Origin of the sequence: Paracoccus aerius (assembly GCF_014656455.1) — a bacterium.
In the GTDB taxonomy this organism is placed as follows: Bacteria; Pseudomonadota; Alphaproteobacteria; order Rhodobacterales; family Rhodobacteraceae; genus Paracoccus; species Paracoccus aerius.
Genome location: NZ_BNCL01000002.1, coordinates 200,922 through 221,437 on the forward strand (window position 1 = coordinate 200,922; position 20,516 = coordinate 221,437).

At 64.8% G+C, this 20,516-nt stretch carries 25 protein-coding genes; 14 read left to right on the forward strand and 11 right to left on the reverse strand.

Annotated features, from left to right (window positions below; all coding sequences use genetic code 11):
- Positions 1 to 41 precede the first annotated feature (41 nt).
- The 6 genes from rph to IE224_RS03195 are packed head-to-tail and all read left to right on the forward strand — an operon-like array spanning position 42 to position 3,828.
- A complete protein-coding gene (gene rph / locus IE224_RS03170) occupies positions 42 to 755 on the forward strand; it encodes a ribonuclease PH (protein WP_191308010.1) in 714 nt (237 codons plus the stop codon).
- Positions 752 to 1,360 carry a non-canonical purine NTP pyrophosphatase gene (locus tag IE224_RS03175; protein ID WP_167623302.1) on the forward strand — a complete coding sequence of 203 codons (609 nt, stop codon included), beginning with the start codon at positions 752 to 754 and terminating at the stop codon, positions 1,358 to 1,360. Before rph ends, IE224_RS03175 begins: the two co-directional genes overlap by 4 nt.
- Complete coding sequence (locus IE224_RS03180) at positions 1,353 to 1,727, forward strand: RidA family protein (RefSeq protein ID WP_202380078.1); 375 nt, start codon at positions 1,353 to 1,355, stop codon at positions 1,725 to 1,727. Before IE224_RS03175 ends, IE224_RS03180 begins: the two co-directional genes overlap by 8 nt.
- On the forward strand, positions 1,724 to 2,908 hold the full coding sequence (gene hemW, locus IE224_RS03185) for a radical SAM family heme chaperone HemW (RefSeq protein WP_229849226.1): 1,185 nt from the start codon (positions 1,724 to 1,726) through the stop codon (positions 2,906 to 2,908). The genes IE224_RS03180 and hemW overlap by 4 nt, the downstream gene beginning before the upstream one ends.
- Before the next feature lies 1 nt (position 2,909).
- Positions 2,910 to 3,263, forward strand: a complete 354-nt coding sequence (locus IE224_RS03190) for a YbaN family protein (RefSeq protein WP_191308012.1) — start codon at positions 2,910 to 2,912, stop codon at positions 3,261 to 3,263.
- Positions 3,264 to 3,300: 37 nt separating this feature from the next.
- Positions 3,301 to 3,828, forward strand: coding sequence for a DNA-3-methyladenine glycosylase (locus IE224_RS03195; protein WP_373305502.1), 528 nt, complete (start codon positions 3,301 to 3,303; stop codon positions 3,826 to 3,828).
- On the opposite strand, the gene tpa is transcribed toward IE224_RS03195, so the two are convergent.
- Entirely contained in the window at positions 3,825 to 5,204 is a 1,380-nt protein-coding gene (gene tpa / locus IE224_RS03200; protein WP_191308016.1) for a hypotaurine--pyruvate aminotransferase Tpa, read from the reverse strand. The genes IE224_RS03195 and tpa overlap by 4 nt on opposite strands.
- A gap of 173 nt (positions 5,205 to 5,377) precedes the next feature.
- On the opposite strand from tpa, the gene IE224_RS03205 reads away from it, so the two are divergent.
- A complete protein-coding gene (locus IE224_RS03205; protein ID WP_167623305.1) occupies positions 5,378 to 5,947 on the forward strand; it encodes a cupin domain-containing protein in 570 nt (189 codons plus the stop codon).
- 8 nt (positions 5,948 to 5,955) lie between these two features.
- Here IE224_RS03205 and IE224_RS03210 read toward each other — a convergent pair whose 3' ends face one another.
- The 4 genes from IE224_RS03210 to IE224_RS03225 form a co-directional block, all read right to left on the reverse strand.
- A complete protein-coding gene (locus IE224_RS03210) occupies positions 5,956 to 6,603 on the reverse strand; it encodes a phosphoribosyltransferase (RefSeq protein ID WP_191308018.1) in 648 nt (215 codons plus the stop codon).
- A gap of 2 nt (positions 6,604 to 6,605) precedes the next feature.
- Positions 6,606 to 7,913 (reverse strand): erythromycin esterase family protein, encoded by a 1,308-nt coding sequence (locus IE224_RS03215; protein WP_191308020.1) that lies wholly within the window; start codon positions 7,911 to 7,913, stop codon positions 6,606 to 6,608.
- Between the two features lie 3 nt (positions 7,914 to 7,916).
- A complete protein-coding gene (locus IE224_RS03220) occupies positions 7,917 to 8,072 on the reverse strand; it encodes a hypothetical protein (protein WP_167623308.1) in 156 nt (51 codons plus the stop codon).
- A gap of 207 nt (positions 8,073 to 8,279) precedes the next feature.
- Complete coding sequence (locus tag IE224_RS03225; protein ID WP_167623310.1) at positions 8,280 to 8,525, reverse strand: hypothetical protein; 246 nt, start codon at positions 8,523 to 8,525, stop codon at positions 8,280 to 8,282.
- Positions 8,526 to 8,648: 123 nt separating this feature from the next.
- Between IE224_RS03225 and IE224_RS03230 the strand changes: the two genes are divergently transcribed.
- Positions 8,649 to 9,272, forward strand: coding sequence for a phosphatase PAP2 family protein (locus IE224_RS03230; RefSeq protein ID WP_191308022.1), 624 nt, complete (start codon positions 8,649 to 8,651; stop codon positions 9,270 to 9,272).
- The gene (locus IE224_RS03235; protein WP_191308024.1) at positions 9,262 to 9,567 is read left to right on the forward strand and encodes a hypothetical protein; all 306 of its coding nucleotides are present in this window, start codon (positions 9,262 to 9,264) and stop codon (positions 9,565 to 9,567) included. Before IE224_RS03230 ends, IE224_RS03235 begins: the two co-directional genes overlap by 11 nt.
- 3 nt (positions 9,568 to 9,570) lie before the next feature.
- Here the strand turns inward: IE224_RS03235 and IE224_RS03240 are convergent, their stop codons facing one another.
- Entirely contained in the window at positions 9,571 to 9,834 is a 264-nt protein-coding gene (locus IE224_RS03240) for a hypothetical protein (protein ID WP_167623313.1), read from the reverse strand.
- A 161-nt stretch (positions 9,835 to 9,995) separates the two neighbouring features.
- On the opposite strand from IE224_RS03240, the gene IE224_RS03245 reads away from it, so the two are divergent.
- From IE224_RS03245 to IE224_RS03265, 5 genes are read left to right on the forward strand one after another with little or no spacing between them, the layout of a single operon-like run.
- On the forward strand, positions 9,996 to 10,520 hold the full coding sequence (locus IE224_RS03245; RefSeq protein WP_191308025.1) for a 2Fe-2S iron-sulfur cluster-binding protein: 525 nt from the start codon (positions 9,996 to 9,998) through the stop codon (positions 10,518 to 10,520).
- Positions 10,517 to 11,485: an FAD binding domain-containing protein gene (locus IE224_RS03250; RefSeq protein ID WP_191308027.1), complete on the forward strand. Its 969-nt coding sequence runs from the start codon at positions 10,517 to 10,519 to the stop codon at positions 11,483 to 11,485. Before IE224_RS03245 ends, IE224_RS03250 begins: the two co-directional genes overlap by 4 nt.
- 2 nt (positions 11,486 to 11,487) lie before the next feature.
- Positions 11,488 to 13,662 carry a xanthine dehydrogenase family protein molybdopterin-binding subunit gene (locus IE224_RS03255; protein WP_191308280.1) on the forward strand — a complete coding sequence of 725 codons (2,175 nt, stop codon included), beginning with the start codon at positions 11,488 to 11,490 and terminating at the stop codon, positions 13,660 to 13,662.
- Entirely contained in the window at positions 13,662 to 14,585 is a 924-nt protein-coding gene (locus tag IE224_RS03260) for an XdhC family protein (RefSeq protein WP_191308029.1), read from the forward strand. The genes IE224_RS03255 and IE224_RS03260 overlap by 1 nt, the downstream gene beginning before the upstream one ends.
- Complete coding sequence (locus IE224_RS03265) at positions 14,582 to 15,103, forward strand: nucleotidyltransferase family protein (protein WP_191308031.1); 522 nt, start codon at positions 14,582 to 14,584, stop codon at positions 15,101 to 15,103. Before IE224_RS03260 ends, IE224_RS03265 begins: the two co-directional genes overlap by 4 nt.
- Positions 15,104 to 15,121: 18 nt before the next feature.
- Here IE224_RS03265 and IE224_RS03270 read toward each other — a convergent pair whose 3' ends face one another.
- Genes IE224_RS03270 through mnmE form a run of 5 tightly spaced genes read right to left on the reverse strand, consistent with a single transcriptional unit; the run spans position 15,122 to position 20,508 of the window.
- Positions 15,122 to 16,012, reverse strand: a complete 891-nt coding sequence (locus tag IE224_RS03270) for a ParB/RepB/Spo0J family partition protein (protein WP_191308033.1) — start codon at positions 16,010 to 16,012, stop codon at positions 15,122 to 15,124.
- Positions 16,012 to 16,794, reverse strand: coding sequence for a ParA family protein (locus IE224_RS03275; protein WP_167623320.1), 783 nt, complete (start codon positions 16,792 to 16,794; stop codon positions 16,012 to 16,014). Before IE224_RS03275 ends, IE224_RS03270 begins: the two co-directional genes overlap by 1 nt.
- The gene (gene rsmG, locus IE224_RS03280; protein WP_191308035.1) at positions 16,784 to 17,377 is read right to left on the reverse strand and encodes a 16S rRNA (guanine(527)-N(7))-methyltransferase RsmG; all 594 of its coding nucleotides are present in this window, start codon (positions 17,375 to 17,377) and stop codon (positions 16,784 to 16,786) included. The genes IE224_RS03275 and rsmG overlap by 11 nt, the downstream gene beginning before the upstream one ends.
- Entirely contained in the window at positions 17,374 to 19,242 is a 1,869-nt protein-coding gene (gene mnmG, locus IE224_RS03285) for a tRNA uridine-5-carboxymethylaminomethyl(34) synthesis enzyme MnmG (RefSeq protein WP_191308037.1), read from the reverse strand. Before mnmG ends, rsmG begins: the two co-directional genes overlap by 4 nt.
- A complete protein-coding gene (gene mnmE, locus IE224_RS03290; protein WP_191308039.1) occupies positions 19,243 to 20,508 on the reverse strand; it encodes a tRNA uridine-5-carboxymethylaminomethyl(34) synthesis GTPase MnmE in 1,266 nt (421 codons plus the stop codon).
- Positions 20,509 to 20,516: the final 8 nt, after the last annotated feature.

Below are 20,516 nucleotides of genomic sequence, written 5' to 3' on the forward strand. Positions count from 1 at the left end.
CGGGGCGGTATGGGGCGGCATCTTCGCGAAAGGAATGAACCATGCGCCCGTCTGGCCGGAATCTAAGCCAAATGCGTCCGATTTCAATCGAAACCGGCGTCATGGCCCATGCCGAAGGGTCGTGCCTGATCCGCGTCGGCAATACCCATGTGCTGTGCACTGCCTCGCTGGAGGAAACGCCGCCGCGCTTCCTGAAGGGCACGGGACTGGGCTGGGTCACGGCGGAATACGGGATGCTACCGCGCGCCACCAACACCCGCAACCGGCGCGAAGCCGCGGCGGGCAAGCAATCGGGCCGCACCCAGGAAATCCAGCGGCTGATCGGCCGGTCCCTGCGGGCAGGCGTGGATCGCAGCGCCTTGGGCGAACGCCAGATCACCATCGACTGCGACGTGATCCAGGCCGATGGCGGCACGCGCTGCGCGTCGATCACCGGGGGCTGGGTCGCGCTGCGGCTGGCAGTGAACAAGCTGCTGAAGGCGGGCGCGATCACCAGCGACCCGATCATGGACCATGTGGCGGCCGTGTCCTGCGGGATCTATGCCGGCCAGGCGGTTCTGGATCTGGATTACGCCGAGGACAGCGAGGCCGGGACCGACGGCAATTTCGTCCTGACCGGCGCGGGTCGTCTGATCGAGGTGCAGATGTCGGCCGAGGGCGCCACGTTCAGCCGCGACCAGATGGGCCAGCTTCTGGATCTGGCCGAAGGCGGCATGGCCGAACTGGTCGCAGCCCAGAAGGCCGCCGTCGCATGAGGCGGTTCGACGGCAAGCGCCTGCTGGTTGCCACCCACAACGCGGGCAAGCTGGACGAGATGCGCGCCCTTCTGGCGCCCTATGGCGTCGAGGTCATGGGCGCCGCCGAGGCAGGCCTTCCCGAACCCGCCGAGACCGAGACCACCTTTGTCGGCAATGCCCGCATCAAGGCCCGTGCCGCCGTCCAGGCGACGGGCCTGCCGGCGCTGTCCGACGACAGCGGCATCTGCGTCGATGCGCTTGACGGCGCGCCGGGCGTGCATACCGCCGACTGGGCCGAAACCGGCAATGGCCGCGATTTCCGCATGGCCATGCAGCGCACCTGGGACGAGTTGGAAGCGAGGGGCGCCCCTAGCCCCAGGGCCGCGCAATTCCGCTGCACCTTGGTCCTGATGTGGCCCGACGGCCATGACGAGGTCTTCGAGGGCGTGCTGCCCGGCCAGGTCGTCTGGCCGCCGCGCGGGGTTGAAGGCCACGGCTATGACCCCATCTTCATGCCGGACGGGCATGACGTGACCCTTGGGGAAATGCCGCCCGACATGAAGAACAGCCTCAGCCACCGGGCGCGGGCGGTGGAACAGATGATAAGGGGCAGCTTTGCATAGGATCTCGACCGGATCGCCCTTCGAGGCGGCCATGGGATACAGTCGCGCCGTGGTGAAGGGCGACTGGTGCTTCGTGTCGGGCACAACCGGCTACGACTATGCGACCATGACCATGCCCGACGATCCCTGCGAACAGGCGCGCAACTGCTTTCGCACGATCTTCTCGGCCCTGGCCGAAGCGGGCTTCGCCCCCGCGGACATCGTGCGCGTGCAATACACCGTCACCGACCCAACCGTGATGGAGGCGATTACCCCCGCCCTGGGCGAGGCCCTGGGCGAGATCCGCCCTGCCGCCACCATGGTCATCGCGGGCCTGATCCGGCCCGAGATGAAGGTCGAGGTCGAAGTCACGGCGATGCGCGGATGATGATGCCGGGGCCCGACAGCTTCGCGGATGCCGACTGGCGGGCGGGGGGCTTTGGCCTTTATGTCCACTGGCCCTTCTGCCAGGCGAAGTGCCCCTATTGCGACTTCAATAGCCATGTTGTGCCTGCCGTGGATCAGGCCCGCTGGGCTGCCGCGCTGTCGTCGGAGATCGCCCGGCTTGGCGCGGAACTGCCCGGCCGTCACCTGGGCAGCATCTTCTTCGGCGGCGGCACGCCCTCGCTGATGCAGCCGGAAACCGTGGATGCCGTCCTGCGCGCCGCCCGCGCCGCCTGGGGCTTTGCCAACGACATCGAGATCACGCTGGAGGCCAACCCCACCAGCGTCGAACGCAATCGCTTCCAGGGCTTTGCCGATGCGGGCGTCAACCGCCTGTCCATGGGCATCCAGGCGCTGAACGATCCCGACCTGCGCCGCCTTGGCCGGATGCATTCAGTGGCCGAGGCGCGGGCGGCCTTTGACGTGGCGCGGTCCTGCTTCGACCGGGTCAGCTTCGACCTGATCTATGCCCGCCAGGGCCAGACGCGCGAGGCTTGGCGGGCGGAACTGGCCCAGGCCCTGTCCATGGCCGTGGACCACCTGTCGCTGTACCAGTTGACCATCGAGCCAGGCACCGCATTTGGCGCCCGCGCGGCCGCGGGCAAGCTGCGCGACCTGCCTGACGACGACCTGGCCGCCGACATGTATCTGGAAACGCAGGACATCTGCGAGGCGGCCGGCATGGCGGGCTATGAGACCTCGAACCACGCCCGCCCCGGTTCGGAAAGCCGCCACAACCTTGTCTATTGGCGGCAGGGGGATTGGGCGGCGGTCGGTCCCGGTGCGCATGGCCGGATCACCCTGGCCGGCGGGCGCTTCGCGACCGAGGCGCACCGCGCCCCCGGAGCCTGGCTTCACGCTGTTGAAGGACGGGGAACGGGCGAGTCGCTGCGCGAGTTGGTGCCCATGGATGAACAGGCTACCGAGTATCTGCTGATGTCGCTGCGACTGACCGAGGGGCTGGACGAGGCCCGCTATGCCCGGCTGGCGGATGCTCCGCTGGACGAGGACGCGATCCGCCGGCTGGCCGATCTTGGCATGGTCGAACGTCGCGACGGCCGCCTGCGCACCACGCGCGAGGGCCGCCCGCTTCTGAACGCCGTCTTGCGCGAACTTGCGGCCTAGGATGCGCACGCTCTGGTACGGTCTTGGGCTGATCGCCCTGGGGCTGGGCATCGTGGGGATCGCCCTGCCCGTGGTGCCCACGGTTCCCTTTCTGCTGCTGGCGGCCGCCGCCTTTGCCCGGTCCAGCCCGCGGCTTGAACGGCGCATCATGAACCACCCGACCTATGGCCCGCCCGTGCGGGCCTGGCGCGAACGCGGCGCGATCAGCCGCCTGGCCAAGATCTGGGCGACGCTGGCCATGGCCTGCGGCGTGGGTTTCAGCCTGTTTCTCGGGATGCCGCTGTGGGTTGTCGTCACCCAGGCGATGATCTGCACCGCCATCGGCGCCTATGTCGTGACCCGTCCGGAATACTGACATGGCCCCTGGTTCCAACCGCGATCAGATCGCCGGCATGGGTGCCGTGGATCTGGCGCGGCGGCTGATCGGAGCGACTTTGCTGGTCCGCGGCGCGGGCGGGACCATCATCGAGACCGAGGCTTACGCCCGCGACGATCCCGCATCCCACAGCTTTCGCGGACCGACGGCGCGCAATGCCTCGATGTTCGGGCCGGCGGGCCACGCCTATGTCTATCGGTCCTACGGCATCCACCTGTGCCTGAACGTGGTGGCCCGCCCCGGCGAGGCCGTGCTGATCCGCGCCCTTGACCCCACCACCGGAATCCAGGCGATGGCCACGCGCCGCAACAGCGCGATGCTGTGCAATGGACCGGGGCGGCTGACCCAGGCGCTTGGCATCCGCCCCGAAGATGATGGCGCGCCCTTCGACGGGACGGACCTGTCGATCACCTTGTCCGGGGACCGGCCGGACCTGCTGGTCGGGCCGCGCATCGGCATCAGCCGTGCGCAGGATCTGCCCTGGCGCTTCGGGCTTGCGGGGGCCAAGGGCCTCAGCCGACCCTTTCCCCCGCACCCGGGCTAGGCCATCACCCGCGTCAGTGCGCCGTCGATGGCATCGGTGATGCGGTCGATATCGCTCTCGGTGGCGATCAGGGCGGGCGAGAGGCAGAGGGTGTTGTTCAGCCCCGGCAGGCTGCGGTTCGTGGCGCCGATGATGACACCCTGCGCCAGGCAGTCGGCCACCACCGCCTGCACGCGCTTTTCGTCCAAGGGTTCCTTGGTGGCGCGATCCGCGACCAGTTCAGCCCCGCAGAACAGGCCCTTGCCCCGGACATTGCCGATCACCGCGTGCTTGTCCTGCAGCGCCCGCAGGTTCGCCAGCACCCGCTCGCCCATGGCGATGGTGTTGTCCAGCAGCCCCTCGTCCTCGATGATGCGCATGTTTTCCAGCGCCGCGACCGGGCCTGCCGTGCAGCCCCCGAAGGTCGAGATGTCGCGGAAATAGCCCATCGGGTCAGAGGCATCGTCCTTGAACATCTCGAAGACGCGCTCGGAGGTGACGGTGCAGGAAATGGCCGCATAGCCCGAGGCAACCCCCTTGGCCATGGTCACGAAGTCGGGCTGGATGCCGTAATGCTGGTATCCGAACCAGGTGCCGGTCCGGCCCAGGCCGCAGACCACCTCGTCTATGTGCAGAAGGACGTTGTACTTGCGGCAGATTTCCTGCACGCGCTGCCAGTATCCCTCGGGCGGGGTAATGACGCCGCCGCCTGCGGTGACCGGCTCAAGCACGATCGCCCCCACGGTGTCGGGGCCTTCGCGCAGGATCACCTCCTCGATGGCGTCCGCCGCGCGTTCGCCATAGTTTTCCACGTCCCACTGCGCCCGGTATTCCAGGCAATGGGGCACGCGGACGAAGCCGTCGGGATAGGGGCCGTATTGCATCGCCCGTTGGTCCTGCCCGCTTGTCGCCAGCGTGCCGATGGTGGTGCCGTGATAATCGCGGTCGCGGTAGAGGATCTTCCACTTCTTGCCGCCGTGATGGCGCGCGGCGATCTGGCGGACCATCTTGTAGACCTTCTCGTTCGCCTCGGACCCCGAGTTCGAGTAATAGACCCGCGTCATCCCCGGCATCTTCTCGATCAGCCGCTGGGCGAACAGCGCGCCCGGCACGGTGCCCGCCGCGCCCGCATAGTAGTTCAGCTTGACCAGCTGGTCGCGCACCGCATCGGCGATGGAAGTCCGCCCGTAGCCGACATTGACCGTCCAGACGCCGCCCGACACGCCGTCCAGGTATTCGCGCCCGTTGGTGTCCCACAACCGCATCCCCTTGCCCTCGACGAAGACACGCGGATCCACGGTTTCGTACTGCTTGTGCTGGCTGAGGTGGTGCCAGACATGGGCGCGGTCGGCGGCGACGACATGGGACAGGTCGTTGACGGGATGGTCGAGGGACATGGGGCAGGCTCCGGCAAGGCCAGGCGGCACCAGGGCCGCGCAGGGGGCGACAAGATCGCCACCAGTGTCAGCCGATCACCCCGTTTCGGCAATGGTGATTTTCGGCCATCGGCCAGCTTGTTGATTTTGCGTGTTTCTGGCAGCATCCGCTTCGGATGGGAAGCAGGCGAGCGATGGCCCGACAGGACGATGACGAGGATCGGCTGGTGGCCATGCGCCTGCGCGTGGTGCGCCGGTCGGTGGGCCTGTCGCAGCGGGAACTGGCGCGCCGCGCGGGCGTGGGCAGCGGCACGATTTCCCAGATCGAGTCGCTGTCGCTGAAGCCCTCGGTCTCGGTCCTCAAGCGGATCCTGGACGCGGTGCCGATGGATCTGGCAACCTTCTTCAGCTTCGATCTATCGGCCGACCAGGCGCAGGTGTTTCGCCGGGCGGATCACGTGAATATCGGCGCGCCGGGCATCCGCTATCTGTTGCTGGCCGCGCAGCGTCCCGGCCGGGCGATCCAGATGCTGCACGAATTCTATGAGCCATCCACCAGTTCCGGACGCCATGTCCTGTCCCATGCGGGCGAGGAATGCGGTATCGTCGTCAGCGGCACGCTGGAGGTCACCATCGGCGACGAGGTGAATGTGCTTCATCCCGGGGACGGCTACTACTTCAACAGCAGCCTGCCCCACCGTTTCCGCAACATCGGCACCACCGTCTGCGAGGTTGTCAGCGCCTGCACGCCCCCCAGTTTCTGAGGAACGGCCTACCGACCTGCCAGGGCTGCCACGACCTCGGCATCGCTGACTTGGTCGAAATCGGCGTAATGCAGGCCCACGGCCAGGAACGGCCGGGGCATGTGCAGGCAAACGATCCGGTCCGCCGCATCCCGCAGCCGGGCCAGTGCCTCGTCCGCAGCCACGGGCACCGCGACGATGACCTGCGCGGGGTCCAGACGGGCCAGCCCGCGCAAGGCCGCCAGCATGGTGGCACCTGTCGCGATGCCGTCATCCACGACGACCACGATCCGCCCCTGAACCGGCATAGGCTGCCGCCCACCCAGATAGGCCTTCCGGCGGCGCCTGATCTCCTCCAGCAGCAGCGGCACCTGGCTGTCCACGTATCCGCCGGGCGCGGCAAGCGGGGCGGGAAGATCGTCGTTCAGCACGACCTGCGGATCCGCCCCGTCCACCACCGCACCGATGGCATATTCGGGATGATGGGGTGCGCCGATCTTGCGCACGAACAGCAGATCCAGCGGCGCATCCAAGGCCCAGGCGACGGGAAGCGCGACCGGCACCCCGCCGCGTGGCAAGGCCAGCACAACGCAATCCCTGCCCCGAAAATGCCCAAGGCGTTCCGCAAGCTGCCGCCCGGCATCGGTCCGGTCAGCGAAGAAGGCCGGACCCGTCATGGCTAGAGCCCGAAGGGCCATGTGTCGGGAAGCGCGCCGTCATTGCCGGCATCCTCGGCTGCAACAAGCGCGGTTGTTTCATCGAACCAGACCCAGGCATCATATTGCCTGCCCGGATCGGCCTGCATGTAATGGCTATAGCGTTCGCTGTCGGGACGATAGATGACGCCGATGAACCGCTGCAGCAGATCCTGCGACAAGCGGGGGACCAGATCGGGCCGATCGCGCAGATCCAGCAGGAAGCGGTCGATGCCGGTCGCGTGGCAATGGCCCTCGAAGCTGTCCGGGCGCGATGGCCGCACGGTCATGACCCTGCCGGGGCTGTCCCAGTCGTCGGCAGCCGTGACCGTTCCGTGGTCCGTTCCGAACCCGATCAGCGCGGCCTGTTCGCCCCAGCGTTCGCGGGCCAGTTGGCCCAGATTGTGTTCGCGCCGAAGCGAGCCCATCTCGGTCGCACGGGCGTCGCCGATATGAGAATTATGGGCCCAGACCACTGCCTTGGCATCCGGTCCGCCTGCCCGAAGCAGCAGATCCAGCGTATCGGCCATATGCGTGTCGCGCAGGTTCCACGATTCCGGACCGCCGCGATACATCACGCGGTAATAGCGTTCGGCCGAGGCGACCAGTTGCGCATTGGCTGCCGCATCCAGCAGGTCATGGCTTTGGCCATCCTCGAACCTTTTCGCCAGCAGGTCCCGGCATTGCTGGACCACGGCGCGTTCGCAATCCCTATAGCCCGATCCAGCGGCGCGGCCATAAACCTCGGGACTGTCGGCCCAGGGTTCCAGGCAGCCGTAACGCTGGCGGGCCAAGCGGGCGGCATCCGGATCGGTGCGATCCAGATAATCCAGCACCGCCCGCAACGAGGCATGGAGGTTGTAGAGGTCCAGCCCATAGAAGCCCGCCTGGTCTTCGGCAGGCCGGGTGCTGTTCCAGTTGCGCATCCAGGCCAGCAGGCTTGAGATCTGCGGGTTGCGCCACATCCAGCGGGGAAAGCGTTGGAAAGCCGGGGCCGTGCCGTCGGGCAAGGACATTCCCCGGACAAAGCGGTTCAGGACCGCGGCATCGGGCCAGTCGGCCTCGACCGCGACGATCCGGGTACCGTGCCGTTCGATCATCCGCCGGGTGATGGCGGCACGGGCGGCGTAGAATTCCGATGTCCCGTGGCTGGCCTCGCCCAGCATCAGGACGCGGTGCCGGGCCCAACGGTCGAAGGGGTCTGAAAAAGCGTCGTCCTGTGGTGACGCCAGCCGCTCGCAGCTTTCCGCCATGGTCCGGGCAAGGCCGGGATCCCCCGCCCGGCTCTTCATGGCCTATTCCCCGCCCCGGCCGGAATCGTCTTTCCGGGCCTCGCGCTGTTCCGAGGCCTTCAGGTCGGGCCCGGGATCGAAATCGGGGCCTGCATCGGTGGTGTCCACCTTTTTCTGGATGATGCGCTGCTGCTGGTCATGGGTCTTCTTGCCGACCATGTCCGCCTCCTATCGGTTGGTGCGCCCGCGCTGATCGGGATCAATCCCGCCCTGCGGGTTGGTATCGTTCAGCACGTCGCCTTCGAAGGTATTGTCGCCCCCGATCTGGGGATCGTCCCGGCCGGCGCCCTTGGACCGGCCGATGCCCGGATCCTGGTCCAGATCCTTGTCGGTCGGGTGGTCCGTCTTGGGATGCTTGCCTATGGATCAGCCCTGCCCTTCTTCGCCGTCGTCATCGTCCTGGCGATTGGCGGCATGATCGTGAAGCTGCTCGTTCTGGACGTTGCGGGAATCCAGCCCGCGCTGATCGGAATGGCGGGATTTGTCCCGGTTCGACAGGACCTGGTTCTCGGACAGTTCGTCCATGGTGTCGGGGGACATGCCGCCGGTTCCGTCGCCCTTGCCCTGGTCCTGCTGGCCTGCGCCGAACTTCTTGCTGCTTGCATTCGCCATTCTCGATCCTCCTTCTGCGTATCGGTGGTGGCATGGGGTGAACCGGCGGCCTGCCCTTATGTTCCACTCGGGCCGTTCCCAAACTGTCAGGGAACCGCGCTTCCTGCGCGCCGTTACCAAGCCATGTCGCATCATCATGATCACCAGGACCATCCCGCCCCCGATACCGAGGGGCTCGAGCGGATGGATGTCGAGGCGGCCGCATCCGCAGCCAGGCATCGTCATCACCCGGTCATCAAGATGCTGGGCGCCACCAGCGAGATGGCCGACCAGATTCCCCTGGCCGTCATCTGCGGCGCGGTGATGGCTGCCGGTCTGGCCAGCGGGCGCCCGCAGGTCATGCAAACCGGGGCCCGCATGATGGCGGCCCATGTGCTGGCCAATGTCGTCAAGCGGCGGATCAAGAACCGCCTGCGCCGTACCCGTCCCGAGGAAGTCGTCAGGAAAGGCGACTATGCCTTCGAACTGGGCGAAAGCGAAGGCGGGCACGAAACGTCCTTTCCATCGGGCCATACGGCCGGCGCGGTGGCGGTGGCGGCGATCGTCGCGCGCGACATGCCCTCGCTTGCGGTGCCAGCGCTCGGGATCGCCGCGCTGATGTCCGGCGTGCAGGTCCCCCGGGCAAGGCACTATCCCGTCGATGTCGCGGCGGGTGCAGCCTTGGGCCTTGCCGCCGCCTGGCTGGTCAGCGCGATGCTGCCGGCCCCCCAAGAATCCCGACCCAAGGAGGAAAACCATGTCGGATAACGCCACCAAGACCATCTCGGCCGTCTTCGAAACCCGAGAGGCCGCGGATTACGCCATCGAGCATCTGGTCCAGCAGCACGGCCTGAACCGCGCCGATATCTTTGCCGAGCCGCAGGGTGACCAGAATACCGCCGGCAACCGCGTCTCGGGCGGGGATGCCAACAAGGGCGACATGCCGTCCCAGCCCGCCTTGCAGGGTGGGATCAAGGTTTCGGTGGATGCCGCGCAGGACGGCGCGGATTTTGTCCGGACCACCTTCCAGGAGATGGGCGGCCAGGACATCACCTCGCGCTGAGGCCTATTTTCCCGACACGAACTTGTTGAAGCGGCTGGTGTCTCCGCCGGCCGTCTTGTCCTGATATAGGAATTCCAGCCCGTTATCGTCGAAGATCCGGAAGAACTCGTCCCAGTCGATCCGGGTGAGGTTTTCTTCCGGTTCGCCGAAGTCGATGCGCAGGATGCCGCCCTTGCCGCCGGTATCGACCTTGGCGGGATGACCGTCGCGGGCCTCGGCCCAGGTGCGGATTGTGTCGTGGTCGCGGGTGGTGTGGGACTGGGACATGGCAGGCTCCGTTGGTTTCGGGCGGCAGGGTTGCGGGGTCGGAACGCCTGCCGGCAGCCTCTGTTCCGTGGCGGAAAGAGACGGGGCAATGGAACGCCCCGGCGCGCCGGTGGTTGAGGGCCTGCCACCAGCCAGCATCAAGGCCAGCATCAGGGGGATCCATGCAGATCAGACTTCACGTGAACGGCGACGCCCATGACCTGGATCTGGACCCGCGCACCTCGCTTCTGGACGCGCTGCGCCACCACCTTGGCCTGACCGGCACCAAGAAGGGCTGCGACCACGGCCAATGCGGCGCCTGCACAGTCCTGATGGACGGGCGCCGGATCAACGCCTGCCTGACCCTGGCCTGCATGGCCGATGACGTGCAAATCACCACCATCGAGGGCCTTGGCACCCCCGACCGGCTGTCCCCCCTGCAGCAGCAGTTCCTGGACCATGATGGGTTCCAGTGCGGCTATTGCACACCCGGCCAGATCTGCTCGGCCACCGGGATGCTCGAGGAGATTGCGGCGGGCTGGCCCAGCCACGTGTCCGACAACCTCGAGGGGCCGTTTGCCCCAAGCCACGCCGAGATCGCCGAACGGATGAGCGGCAACCTGTGCCGCTGCGCCGCCTATACCCATATCGTCGCCGCCATCCAGCAGGCCGCGATGGCCGGCAGCCAGCGCGAGGACGCGGCATGAGGGAATTCACCTATCTTCGCGCCAACTCGGTGGCCGATGTGCCCGCTGGCGCCACGATCATCGCGGGCGGCACCAACCTGCTGGACCTGATGAAGCTGGAAGTGATGGCCCCCGACGCCCTGGTGGACATCACCCGCCTGGACCTGAACCGGATCGAGCCGCACGAGGGCGGCCTGCGCATCGGCGCCCTTGTCCGGAACAGCGACCTTGCCGCCGACCCCGTGGTGCGGCGCGATTACCCGGTCCTGTCCCGCGCCTTGCTGGCGGGTGCAAGCGGGCAGTTGCGCAATATGGCAACGACCGGCGGCAACCTGATGCAGCGCACCCGTTGCCCTTACTTCTACGACCGCCGCATGGCCTGCAACAAGCGCGATCCCGGAACAGGCTGCGCGGCGCAAGGCGGCGTGACGCGGCACCATGCGATCCTTGGCGCCTCGGACCGGTGCATCGCCACCTATCCGGGCGACATGGCGGTGGCGCTGCTGGCGCTTGATGCCGTGGTCCAGATCGACGGCCCCGCGCCCCGCGAGGTGCCGCTGGCCGATTTCCACCTGCTGCCGGGTGAGACGCCGCATGTCGAAACCGTCCTGAAACCGGGCGAGGTCATCACCGGCGTCACCCTGCCCGCCCCCGTCGGCGGAGAGCAGCGTTACCGCAAGGTCCGGGATCGGGCGTCCTATGCCTTCGCGCTTGTGTCCATCGCGGCCGTGATCCGCATGGAGCAGGGCCAGATCAGCCACGCGGCCCTGGCCTTCGGCGGGGTCGCCGCCAAGCCCTGGCGCGACGGGGACGCCGAAGCCGTGCTGCTGGGCCGGGAACCATCGGACGCCTTGTTCGCGCAGGCGGCCGACATCCTGCTGAAGCCCGCCCGGGCCTTCGGCGATCATGCATTCAAGATACCCCTGCTGCGTCGCACGCTGATGGCGACGCTGCGCGATGCGACGGGGCTGGAGGCCACAGCATGACCCTGACACGTCACCTGCGGGTCGATGGCCCGAACCACGACGACCGGCTGGACCTCATGGCGCAGGGTGTGCTGGGCCAGCCCCTGAACCGCCTGGAAGGACCGCTGAAGGTCACGGGCCGCGCCACCTATGCCGCCGAGGCGCGGCCCCGGAACATGGCCTATGGCGTGCTGGTCCAGGCGACCGTGCCCGCCGGCAAGGTGCTGGAGATCGGCGATGCGCCGGGCGCCCTGGCCGTGATCCAGGACAAGCGGATGGTGCGCTATGCCGCACAAGGCATGGACGAGAAGGGGCCGACCTCGGGTCCGGACCGGATCGAATACATGGGCCAGTCCATCGCCCTTGTGGTGGCGGAAAGCTTCGAGGCCGCGCGCCATGCGGCCCAGAACATCGCCGTCCGCTACAAGTCCGAAGACGTGCCGGTCCTGCCGGACGCGGTGGCCCCGGAACTGCCGCCGAAAAAGCAGTCTGCGGTGGGCGACGTGGACAAGGCCATGCGCGATGCAGCCGTGACGTTGGATCAGGTCTGGCACACGCCCTCGCAGATGTCGGCGGCGATGGAGCCTCATGCCGCGATCGCGGAATGGGACGGGGACCAGGTGACGATCCGTGCCGCCCTGCAGATGCTGTCGTCCAACCGCAAGCAGATGGCCGATGCCCTGGGGATCAAGGAAAAGAACCTGCGGCTGCTGGCCCCCTATGTCGGCGGCGGCTTCGGATCCAAGTTGGGCATCAATGCCGAGGCGGTGGCCGCGGCCATTGCCGCCAAGCAGCTGGGACGGCCGGTCATGGTCGCCATGACGCGCCAGCAGGTCTTCGACCTGGCGCATCGCCGGTCCGAAACCCGTCAGCGAATCCGGCTTGCCCTTGATGGGGACGGCCGGCTGACCGGGATCGGGCATGACGTCCTGGTGTCGAACCTGCCCAGCAGCGAGTTCACCGAACCTGTCGCCCAGGCCACGCCCTTCACCTATCAGGCGGCGCAGCGCCAGGTGGTCCATGCCGTGGCCCGCATCCATCGCGGATGCGCCGGATCGGTCCGCGCCCCGGGCGAGGCCGTGGGCGTCACGGTCTTCGAATGCGCCATGGATGAACTGGCCGAGGCTGCGGGAATCGATCCGGTCGAACTGCGCCTGCGCAACATCCCCGATGTAGAACCCACCACCGAGCGTCCCTTTTCAAGCCACATGCTGGCCGAGGCCTTGCAGGAAGGCGCCCGCCTGTTCGGCTGGTCCGGCCGCAAATCCGTAGGCCAGCGGGTCGAGGGCGAATGGATGATCGGGATGGGCATGGCTGCAGCGGTGCGCGTCAACATGCTGATCGAATCGCGTGCCCGCGTCACCCTGTTGCAGGACGGCCATGCCATCGTCGAGACCGACATGACCGATATCGGCACCGGCACCTATACCATCCTCGGCCAGCTTGCCGCCGAGATGTTGGGCCTTCCGGCGGAACGGGTCGAGGTCAGGCTGGGCGATACGGACTTCCCGCCTGCATCGGGTTCGGGCGGATCCTTCGGCGCTGCGTCCAGCGGCAATTCCGTTTATCTGGCCTGCGAAGAAATCCGCAGCCAGATCGCCACCGTCATGGGCTGCAACGAGGCCGACCTGACCTTGCAGGACGGCGTTGCGCGCGCAGGCAATGTCTCAAGGCCGCTGTCCGAACTGATCACGGGCCAGGTTACCGCCGATGGCCATCTGCAGCCCGGCAAAACGGAAAAATCCCACCGTCAGGCCACCTGGGGCAGCCATTGGGCCGAGGTTGCCGTGAACCGCTGGACCGGGGAAGTGCGTGTCCGCCGCATGATGGGTGTCTTTGCCTGCGGACGGGTGCTGAACGAAAAGACCGCCCGGTCGCAATGCCTGGGGGGCATGAGCTTCGGCATCGGCATTGCCCTGACCGAGGCGATGGAACATGATCCGCGTGACGGTCATGCGGTCAGCCGCGACCTGGCGGAATACCATGTCCCGACCCATGCGGACGTGCCCGCGCTAGAGGTTCATTTCCTGCCGGAACGCGACGCCTATGTGGGACCGCTGCAGGCGAAGGGATTGGGAGAATTGGGCATCTGCGGGGCCGGCGCCGCTGTCCTCAACGCGATCCACAACGCTTGCGGCGTTCGTGTCCGCGATCTTCCGGCGACACCCGACAAGATCATCGCTGGGCTGGGCGGCTGATGCTGGCAGATCCCGTATCCGACTGCCCTGCCCCGGATGACGATGATCCGCTGGCTGCCGCCCTGGCCTGTCCGGATGCCGTTCTGGCCATCATAACTGGCATCACGGGTCCGTCCTATCGGCCGTTGGGAGCGATGATGGCCTTTTGCGGCGACCGCCAGGTTGGGTCGCTCAGTTCGGGATGCATCGAAAAGGATCTGGCCTCTCATGCAGCACACTGTCTGCAGGAAGGCCCCCGGCAGGTCCGCTATGGAGAAGGCTCGCCATGGTTCGACCTACGCCTGCCCTGCGGCGGAGGATTGGAGATCACCCTGATCCCTCGCCCCTGCCCCCGCTTGCTTGCGGATGTCCTGACAAGTCGGGCGTCGCGCCTGGACAGTGCCTTGCGCATCACGGCCGCCCAACGGCTGGAACCATGCGAACCCGGACCGACAGGACCGGATGGCAAGGGCTTCCGGATTGCCGTCCTGCCTCCGCCCCGCTTCCTGGTCTTCGGCCAGGGTGAGGAAGCGACCGTCTTCGCGGGTCTTGTTCGCGCGGCGGGCTATCCCCATCTGCTTCTTTCGCCTGATCCCACCACACTGGCGAAAGCAAGGTCGGGCGGGATGGACACGCGCCAATTGCACTGGCCGGCGCTGCCCACCGACCTTCAGATCGATGGGCGGAGCGCCGTGGTGCTGTTCTTCCACGATCACGACTGGGAACCACCCATCTTGGCGAAAGCCCTGGATTCGCCGGCATTCTATATCGGTGCGCAGGGATCCCTGCGCGCAAGGGACGTTCGCCTGGCGCGGTTGGGCCAGCTTGGGGTCACGGACGGGCTCGATCGCCTGCACGGGCCAATCGGACTGATCCGCTCGGCGCGCGATCCCAAGGTTCTGGCGGTTTCGGTTATGGCCGAGATTCTGGACCAGGTGCCGTGACGACGGCACTTTTGCTGGCCGCAGGGTCATCCCGTCGGTTCGGCCCGACGTGCAAATTGCAGGCGATATACCAAGGAAAGCCGTTGGTCCGGCATCCGGCCGACGCGATCCTGCAAGCAGGTCTGCAGGCTGTTGCCGTTGTCGCCGATCCCGCGGTCGAGGCCTTGTTGCCCGAGTTCCGCATCGTCCGCGTTTATCCGGGCCCGCAGTCCCAGTCCCTTCGCGCCGGCCTGGACATGATCACCGACGACCGCGCCTTGGTGGTGCTGGGCGACATGCCGCATCTGGACGCGGCTCTGCTGCTTCGCATCGCATCCGCACCTGCGCCGGCGGCGGCCTTTGACGGAAGCCGGATCATGCCCCCTGCCAGCATCCCGGTCACCATGTTCCCCGAGGTCACTGGCTTGACGGGGGATCGCGGTGCTGCGTCCTTGCTGCAGACCCGGGCCGACCTGTGCAAAATCCGGGTCTCGCGCCATGTCCTGAAGGACGTCGACCTGCTTTCGGATCTAGAGTGAAATCCAAGCCACGCGGTGTTACCTTGCAAGAGCCTGGCAGAGCCTGTCCAACTGCTCGAGGTTCTTATAGGCAATGCTGATGGTCCCGCCACCGTTCTTGCCGTGGTCGATGGTGACCTGCATCTTGAGCTGTGCAGAAAGATCGGCCTCCAGGGCGCGTGTATCCGCGTCCTTATTCCCGTCCCGCACCGCGCGATTTTTTTGGCTATCCTTGGTAGCCTCTGTCTTTCGGCGCACCAAATCTTCGGTTTCCCGCACGGAAAGTCCGCTGTCGATCACGCGGCGCGCAAGGGCGGCAGGATTATCGGCAGTAATCAACGCGCGGGCATGGCCTGCCGTCAGCTTCCCGTCCTTCACATAATCCTGGATCTGGTCCGGCAGCGTCAAAAGGCGCAGCAGGTTGGCGATGTGGCTGCGACTCTTGTTCAGCGCCTCGGCCAGCTTTTCCTGGGTATGGCCGAAACGGTCCATCAGCTGCCGAAACGACGCGGCCTCTTCGATGGCGTTCAAATCGGCGCGCTGAATGTTTTCGATGATCGCGACTTCCAGAACCTCGGTATCGGAAAGGTCGCGGATGATCACGGGCAACTCGTGCAGCTGCGCCATCTGGGCTGCACGCCAGCGTCTCTCACCGGCGACGATCTGGTAGAGGCTGTCGTCCTTGGGATGCTTGCGCACGATCAGCGGCTGCAGGACGCCCCGCTGTCGCAGGGAATCTGCCAATTCCTGCAAGGCCGCAGGTTCAAAATGACGACGCGGCTGATCGGGATTTGCAGTGATCTGTTCGATGGGGACCATCAGGCGTTCACGGATCGGCTTGGCCTCGACAGCACCGTCAAGGTCCAGGTCGGCCATCAGGGCGGACAGCCCGCGTCCAAGGCCGCGCTTTGCAAGCTTGCTTTCGGACATCAGGCTTCCTCCTTGACCAGTTTCAGACGCGCTGCGAACTCGGCAGCAAATTGGCGATAAGCGCCGCTTCCCTTTGATGTGGGATCGTAAAGCAGGACCGGTTGTGCAAAGGATGGTGCCTCGGACACCCGCACGTTTCGTGGGATGACGGTGGTGAAAACAAGCTCTCCAAGCGTCGCCCTTGCGTCAGCCTCGACCTGTTGGGACAGGTTGTTGCGGTAGTCGGACATGGTCAGCAGGACGCCATTGACCCGCAGGTCAGGGTTGCCACTTTGCCTGACCTTCTTGACGGTCGAGAGCAGCTGGGACAGGCCTTCCAGGGCATAGAATTCAGCCTGGAGAGGGACAAGAACCGCGTCAGCCGCGACCATGGCATTGACCGTCAAAAGGCCCAGGGCTGGCGGACAGTCGATCAGGACGATGCTGTCATCCTCACCCTCCTCCAGCTTTCGCCGCAGAAGCCGCGTCCGCTCTTTCGTCTGAGCAAGGTCAACATCGGCCGACGACAGGTCCGAGGTAGCAGGGACAAGCGACAGGTTGGGAATGTCAGTCTCGACAAGGCATTCCTTGAGCGACTCGGGTCCGGCAAGCAGATCGTAGACGGTCTTGTGCCGCTGACCGACTTCCACGCCCAACCCCGTCGATGCATTCCCCTGCGGGTCCAGATCGATCAGCAGCGTGTTATGGCCGTCAAGGGCAAGTGCCGCACCAAGATTGATGGCGGTCGTCGTCTTGCCAACACCGCCCTTCTGATTGGCGATGGCGATGATGCTACGCGCCATGTCGGACCCCGCTTACTTCCAGGATTGCAGCACCCGGCTCAGTCCGGCTCGGATGGGCAACATAGTCAAAATTCCAAGTTTTCCTTGCCTCCTCGACTTCGGATGTCCACTGGCGTCCCTTCATCAGAAACGCCTTCCCCGAAGCCGTAAGGTGCAACTCCAGATATGACATAAGTCTGGGAAGTGGGGCAAGAGCACGCGTGCTGATGCAGTCTGCGTTCAACGCTGGCACGGCCTCGATCCGCTTGTTGAGGACCTTGACCCGGTTCAGACCCGTTTCCCGGATCACTGTCCGCAGAAATGCTGCTTTGCGTTGGTCACTCTCGACCAGGATGAATGAGATGGGACGTTCGGCATGGGCAATGGCGACGACAATGCCTGGCAATCCGCCGCCACTTCCAATGTCTGCCCAGGATCCTTGTTCAGGACCTTGTAATCTTGCAACCTGGAGGCAGTCTTCGATGTGCCGTTGTCCTATATTCGCGACAGTCGACGGCGCAACGAGATTGATTTTCGGGTTCCACAACTTGATCAGGCTTTGGTAGATGCCGAGGCGTTCTGTTGTTTCACGTGAAACAATCATGCTCGGCGTTTGCCTTTGGACCGCGTTGCCGCGAGAATCAGTGTCAGTGCTGCAGGGGTCATTCCTTCAATCCGTGCGGCCGCAGCCAGGGTTTCAGGCCGAAGCTGAACGAGCTTACTTCGCAACTCTGACGACAGGCCCACCAGCGAGCCATAGTCAAACTCGGACGGTAGGCTGACAACTTCATCGTTCCGAAGCGCTTCCGCGTCCCGAGCCTGACGGTCCGCATACTGATGATACAGCGCGTCATTTCGGATCTGCTGCAACGTCGTCGTGTCAATGTCCGACAACCCTGGATACAGATCGACCAGTTGGTCTTGGTCGACCTCTGTTTGCGACAGCAACTGAAAGATTGACCTGCTTTGTCCATCCAGACGGACGGTAATGCCTGCCTTGGCTAAGGCAGTCGGCGTGAAAGTTGCAGCCTCGAGTTTTTGCCGCGCCGCCTCGTATTGTTCTTGCCTGTTGAGGAAGGCCACTCTCCTCTCCTCTCCAATACAACCAAGCTCAAGGCCCGTCGGCGTCAGTCGCTGATCGGCGTTATCGGCACGAAGAGTCAGGCGAAATTCGGCGCGAGAGGTGAACATCCTGTATGGTTCTGTCACGCCCCTTGTTGTCAGATCATCAATCATCACGCCGATGTAGCTGTTCGTCCGGCTGAAGACGACAGGCTCCCGATCGGCAGCGGCCGATGCCGCGTTCAAACCAGCAACCAAGCCTTGCGCTGCAGCTTCTTCGTAACCTGTCGTCCCGTTGATCTGGCCCGCGAGATACAACCCCTCGACCGCCTTCAATCTTAGGGCGGAGGTGAGTGCACGGGGGTCTACATAGTCGTATTCAACAGCATAGCCTGGCTGAAGAATATCGGCAGCTTCCAGACCCAAGATAGACCGCACATATTCAACCTGAACATCCGCAGGCAGCGATGTGGAGATACCGTTGGGGTAAACTGTATGGCTAGTCAAACCTTCCGGCTCTAGGAAGATTTGGTGCGAGTCCTTGTCAGCGAAACGGACGATCTTGTCTTCAATTGATGGACAATATCGTGGCCCCTTCCCCGAAATATGCCCGCCATACATCGCGGACCGCGACAAGTTCCGGGCGATGATTTCATGGGTGGTCGAGTTCGTGTGGGTGATGCCGCACGAAATCTGGGGGGCCAACGGCAGCCGGCTCAGATACGAGAACATCACCGGTTCCTGATCACCAGGCTGATGTTCAAGAACATCCCAGTTGATCGTTCGCCCATCTAGACGCGGCGGTGTGCCTGTCTTCAGTCGACCGAGCGGCAGCGCATACCTCAGCAGAGAATCCGCCAGCCGGTTTGAAGCCTGGTCCCCCCACCGACCCGCCGGACGGCTGACATCTCCGATATGGATCACGCCGTTCAAGAAGGTTCCGGTGGTCAGGACGACCGCCCGAGCGGGCAGAACCGTCCCATCGGCAAGCTCTATGCCGCAGACCCTGTTGTCATCCCCAACAAGGGAGGCAACTTCCGCAAAAAGCAGTTCAAGGTTTGGCTGGGTGGAAACAGCTTCAAAGGCAGCCGCACGATATAGATCGCGGTCCATTTGTGCGCGGGGACCTTGGACCGCCGCACCCTTCTTGCGGTTCAAGAGGCGGAACTGGATCCCGGCCTGGTCAGCAAGGCGGCCCATCAGCCCGTCCAAGGCGTCGACCTCTCGGACGAGATGGCCTTTTCCCAATCCGCCGATAGCGGGATTGCAAGACAGTGTCCCGATATCTTCCCGCCGCATCGTGACAAGCAGCGTTTTTGCCCCCATCCGAGCCGAGGCAGAGGCTGCTTCCAGACCCGCGTGACCGGCACCAATAACAATGACATCATGCTGTTTCACGTGAAACACCTATTTCCCGATGCAGAAGGAAGTGAAGATTACGTCCAGATAATCCTCGGCGCCGATTCTGCCAAGCAAACGATCCAGCGACAGCGCCGCATGCCTGATCGACTCTGCAACCAGTTCGGCAGGAAGTTCAGCCACACCGTCCAACGCGGCCCGAGCGTCAAGCAAAGCCTTCAGCTGTCGTTCATGACTGACCAAGGCTGCCCCTGCCGTTCGTTCAGAAAGAACGTCGAACATGGTATCAAGGAGTCGGTCCAGGCCTTCGCCTGTCAAGGCGGACACTGACAGGTCCGACGCAGCATCACCAAGGTCAGCCTTGCTGGTCACCACCAGGTCACCATCTACCCACAGTGCATTGTCCCGCTCCCCCATCGGCGACAGATGTATCCGCAGATCTGCCGCTTCTGCCCGGGAACGCGCACGGTCAATTCCTAGCCGTTCCACGGTGTCCTCAACATCCCGCAGACCGGCCGTATCCATCAGTGTGACTGCCAAGCCCTTTAGGTCCAGCCTGACTTCGATGATGTCCCGCGTGGTGCCGGCAACATCCGACACCAAAGCTACGTCACGCCTTGCAATCCTGTTGATCAGGCTCGATTTTCCGGCATTAGGCGGGCCGATGATGGCAACTTCGAAGCCGTTCCTTATCCTTTCGGCTGCAGAATAGCCGGCAATCTGATCGTCCAGTTCACGTCGAAACTGGGCCAGAAGCGTAAAGACTTCAGCCGGCACCTCATCGGGGACGTCCTCATCTGCGAAATCCACACTGCTTTCGACCAAAGCCCCCGCCCGCACCAGAAGCGTCCGCCACGTATCGGCTTTTCGGGTCAATTCGCCGCTGCTGACACGAACGGCCATGCGGCGTTGAGATTCGGTTTCCGCCACCAGAAGATCGCCAAGACCCTCGATTTCGGAAAGGTCCATCCTGCCATTGATGAAAGCCCGGCGCGTGAACTCTCCTGCTTCTGCCAGGCGTGCTCCGCCTTGCGACAGAACTTGTCCAAGACGTCGAACGATCACCGGCGCGCCATGCGATTGAATTTCTGCGACTTCCTCGCCGGTGAAGCTGTGGCCGGCCTTGAACCAGATGACCAAGGCCTGATCCAGGGTTTCTCCATCCATCTGGATGTCGCGAAGATAGGCCTGCCGCGGACAAGGCAAGGGACCAACCAGTTTCTCGACAGCCGCGCGGGCGCCATCGCCGCTTAGGCGAATGACTGAAACGCCACCCCGCCCTGGCGGAGTGGCTTCTGCGTAGATCAGATCCATGGTTGCCC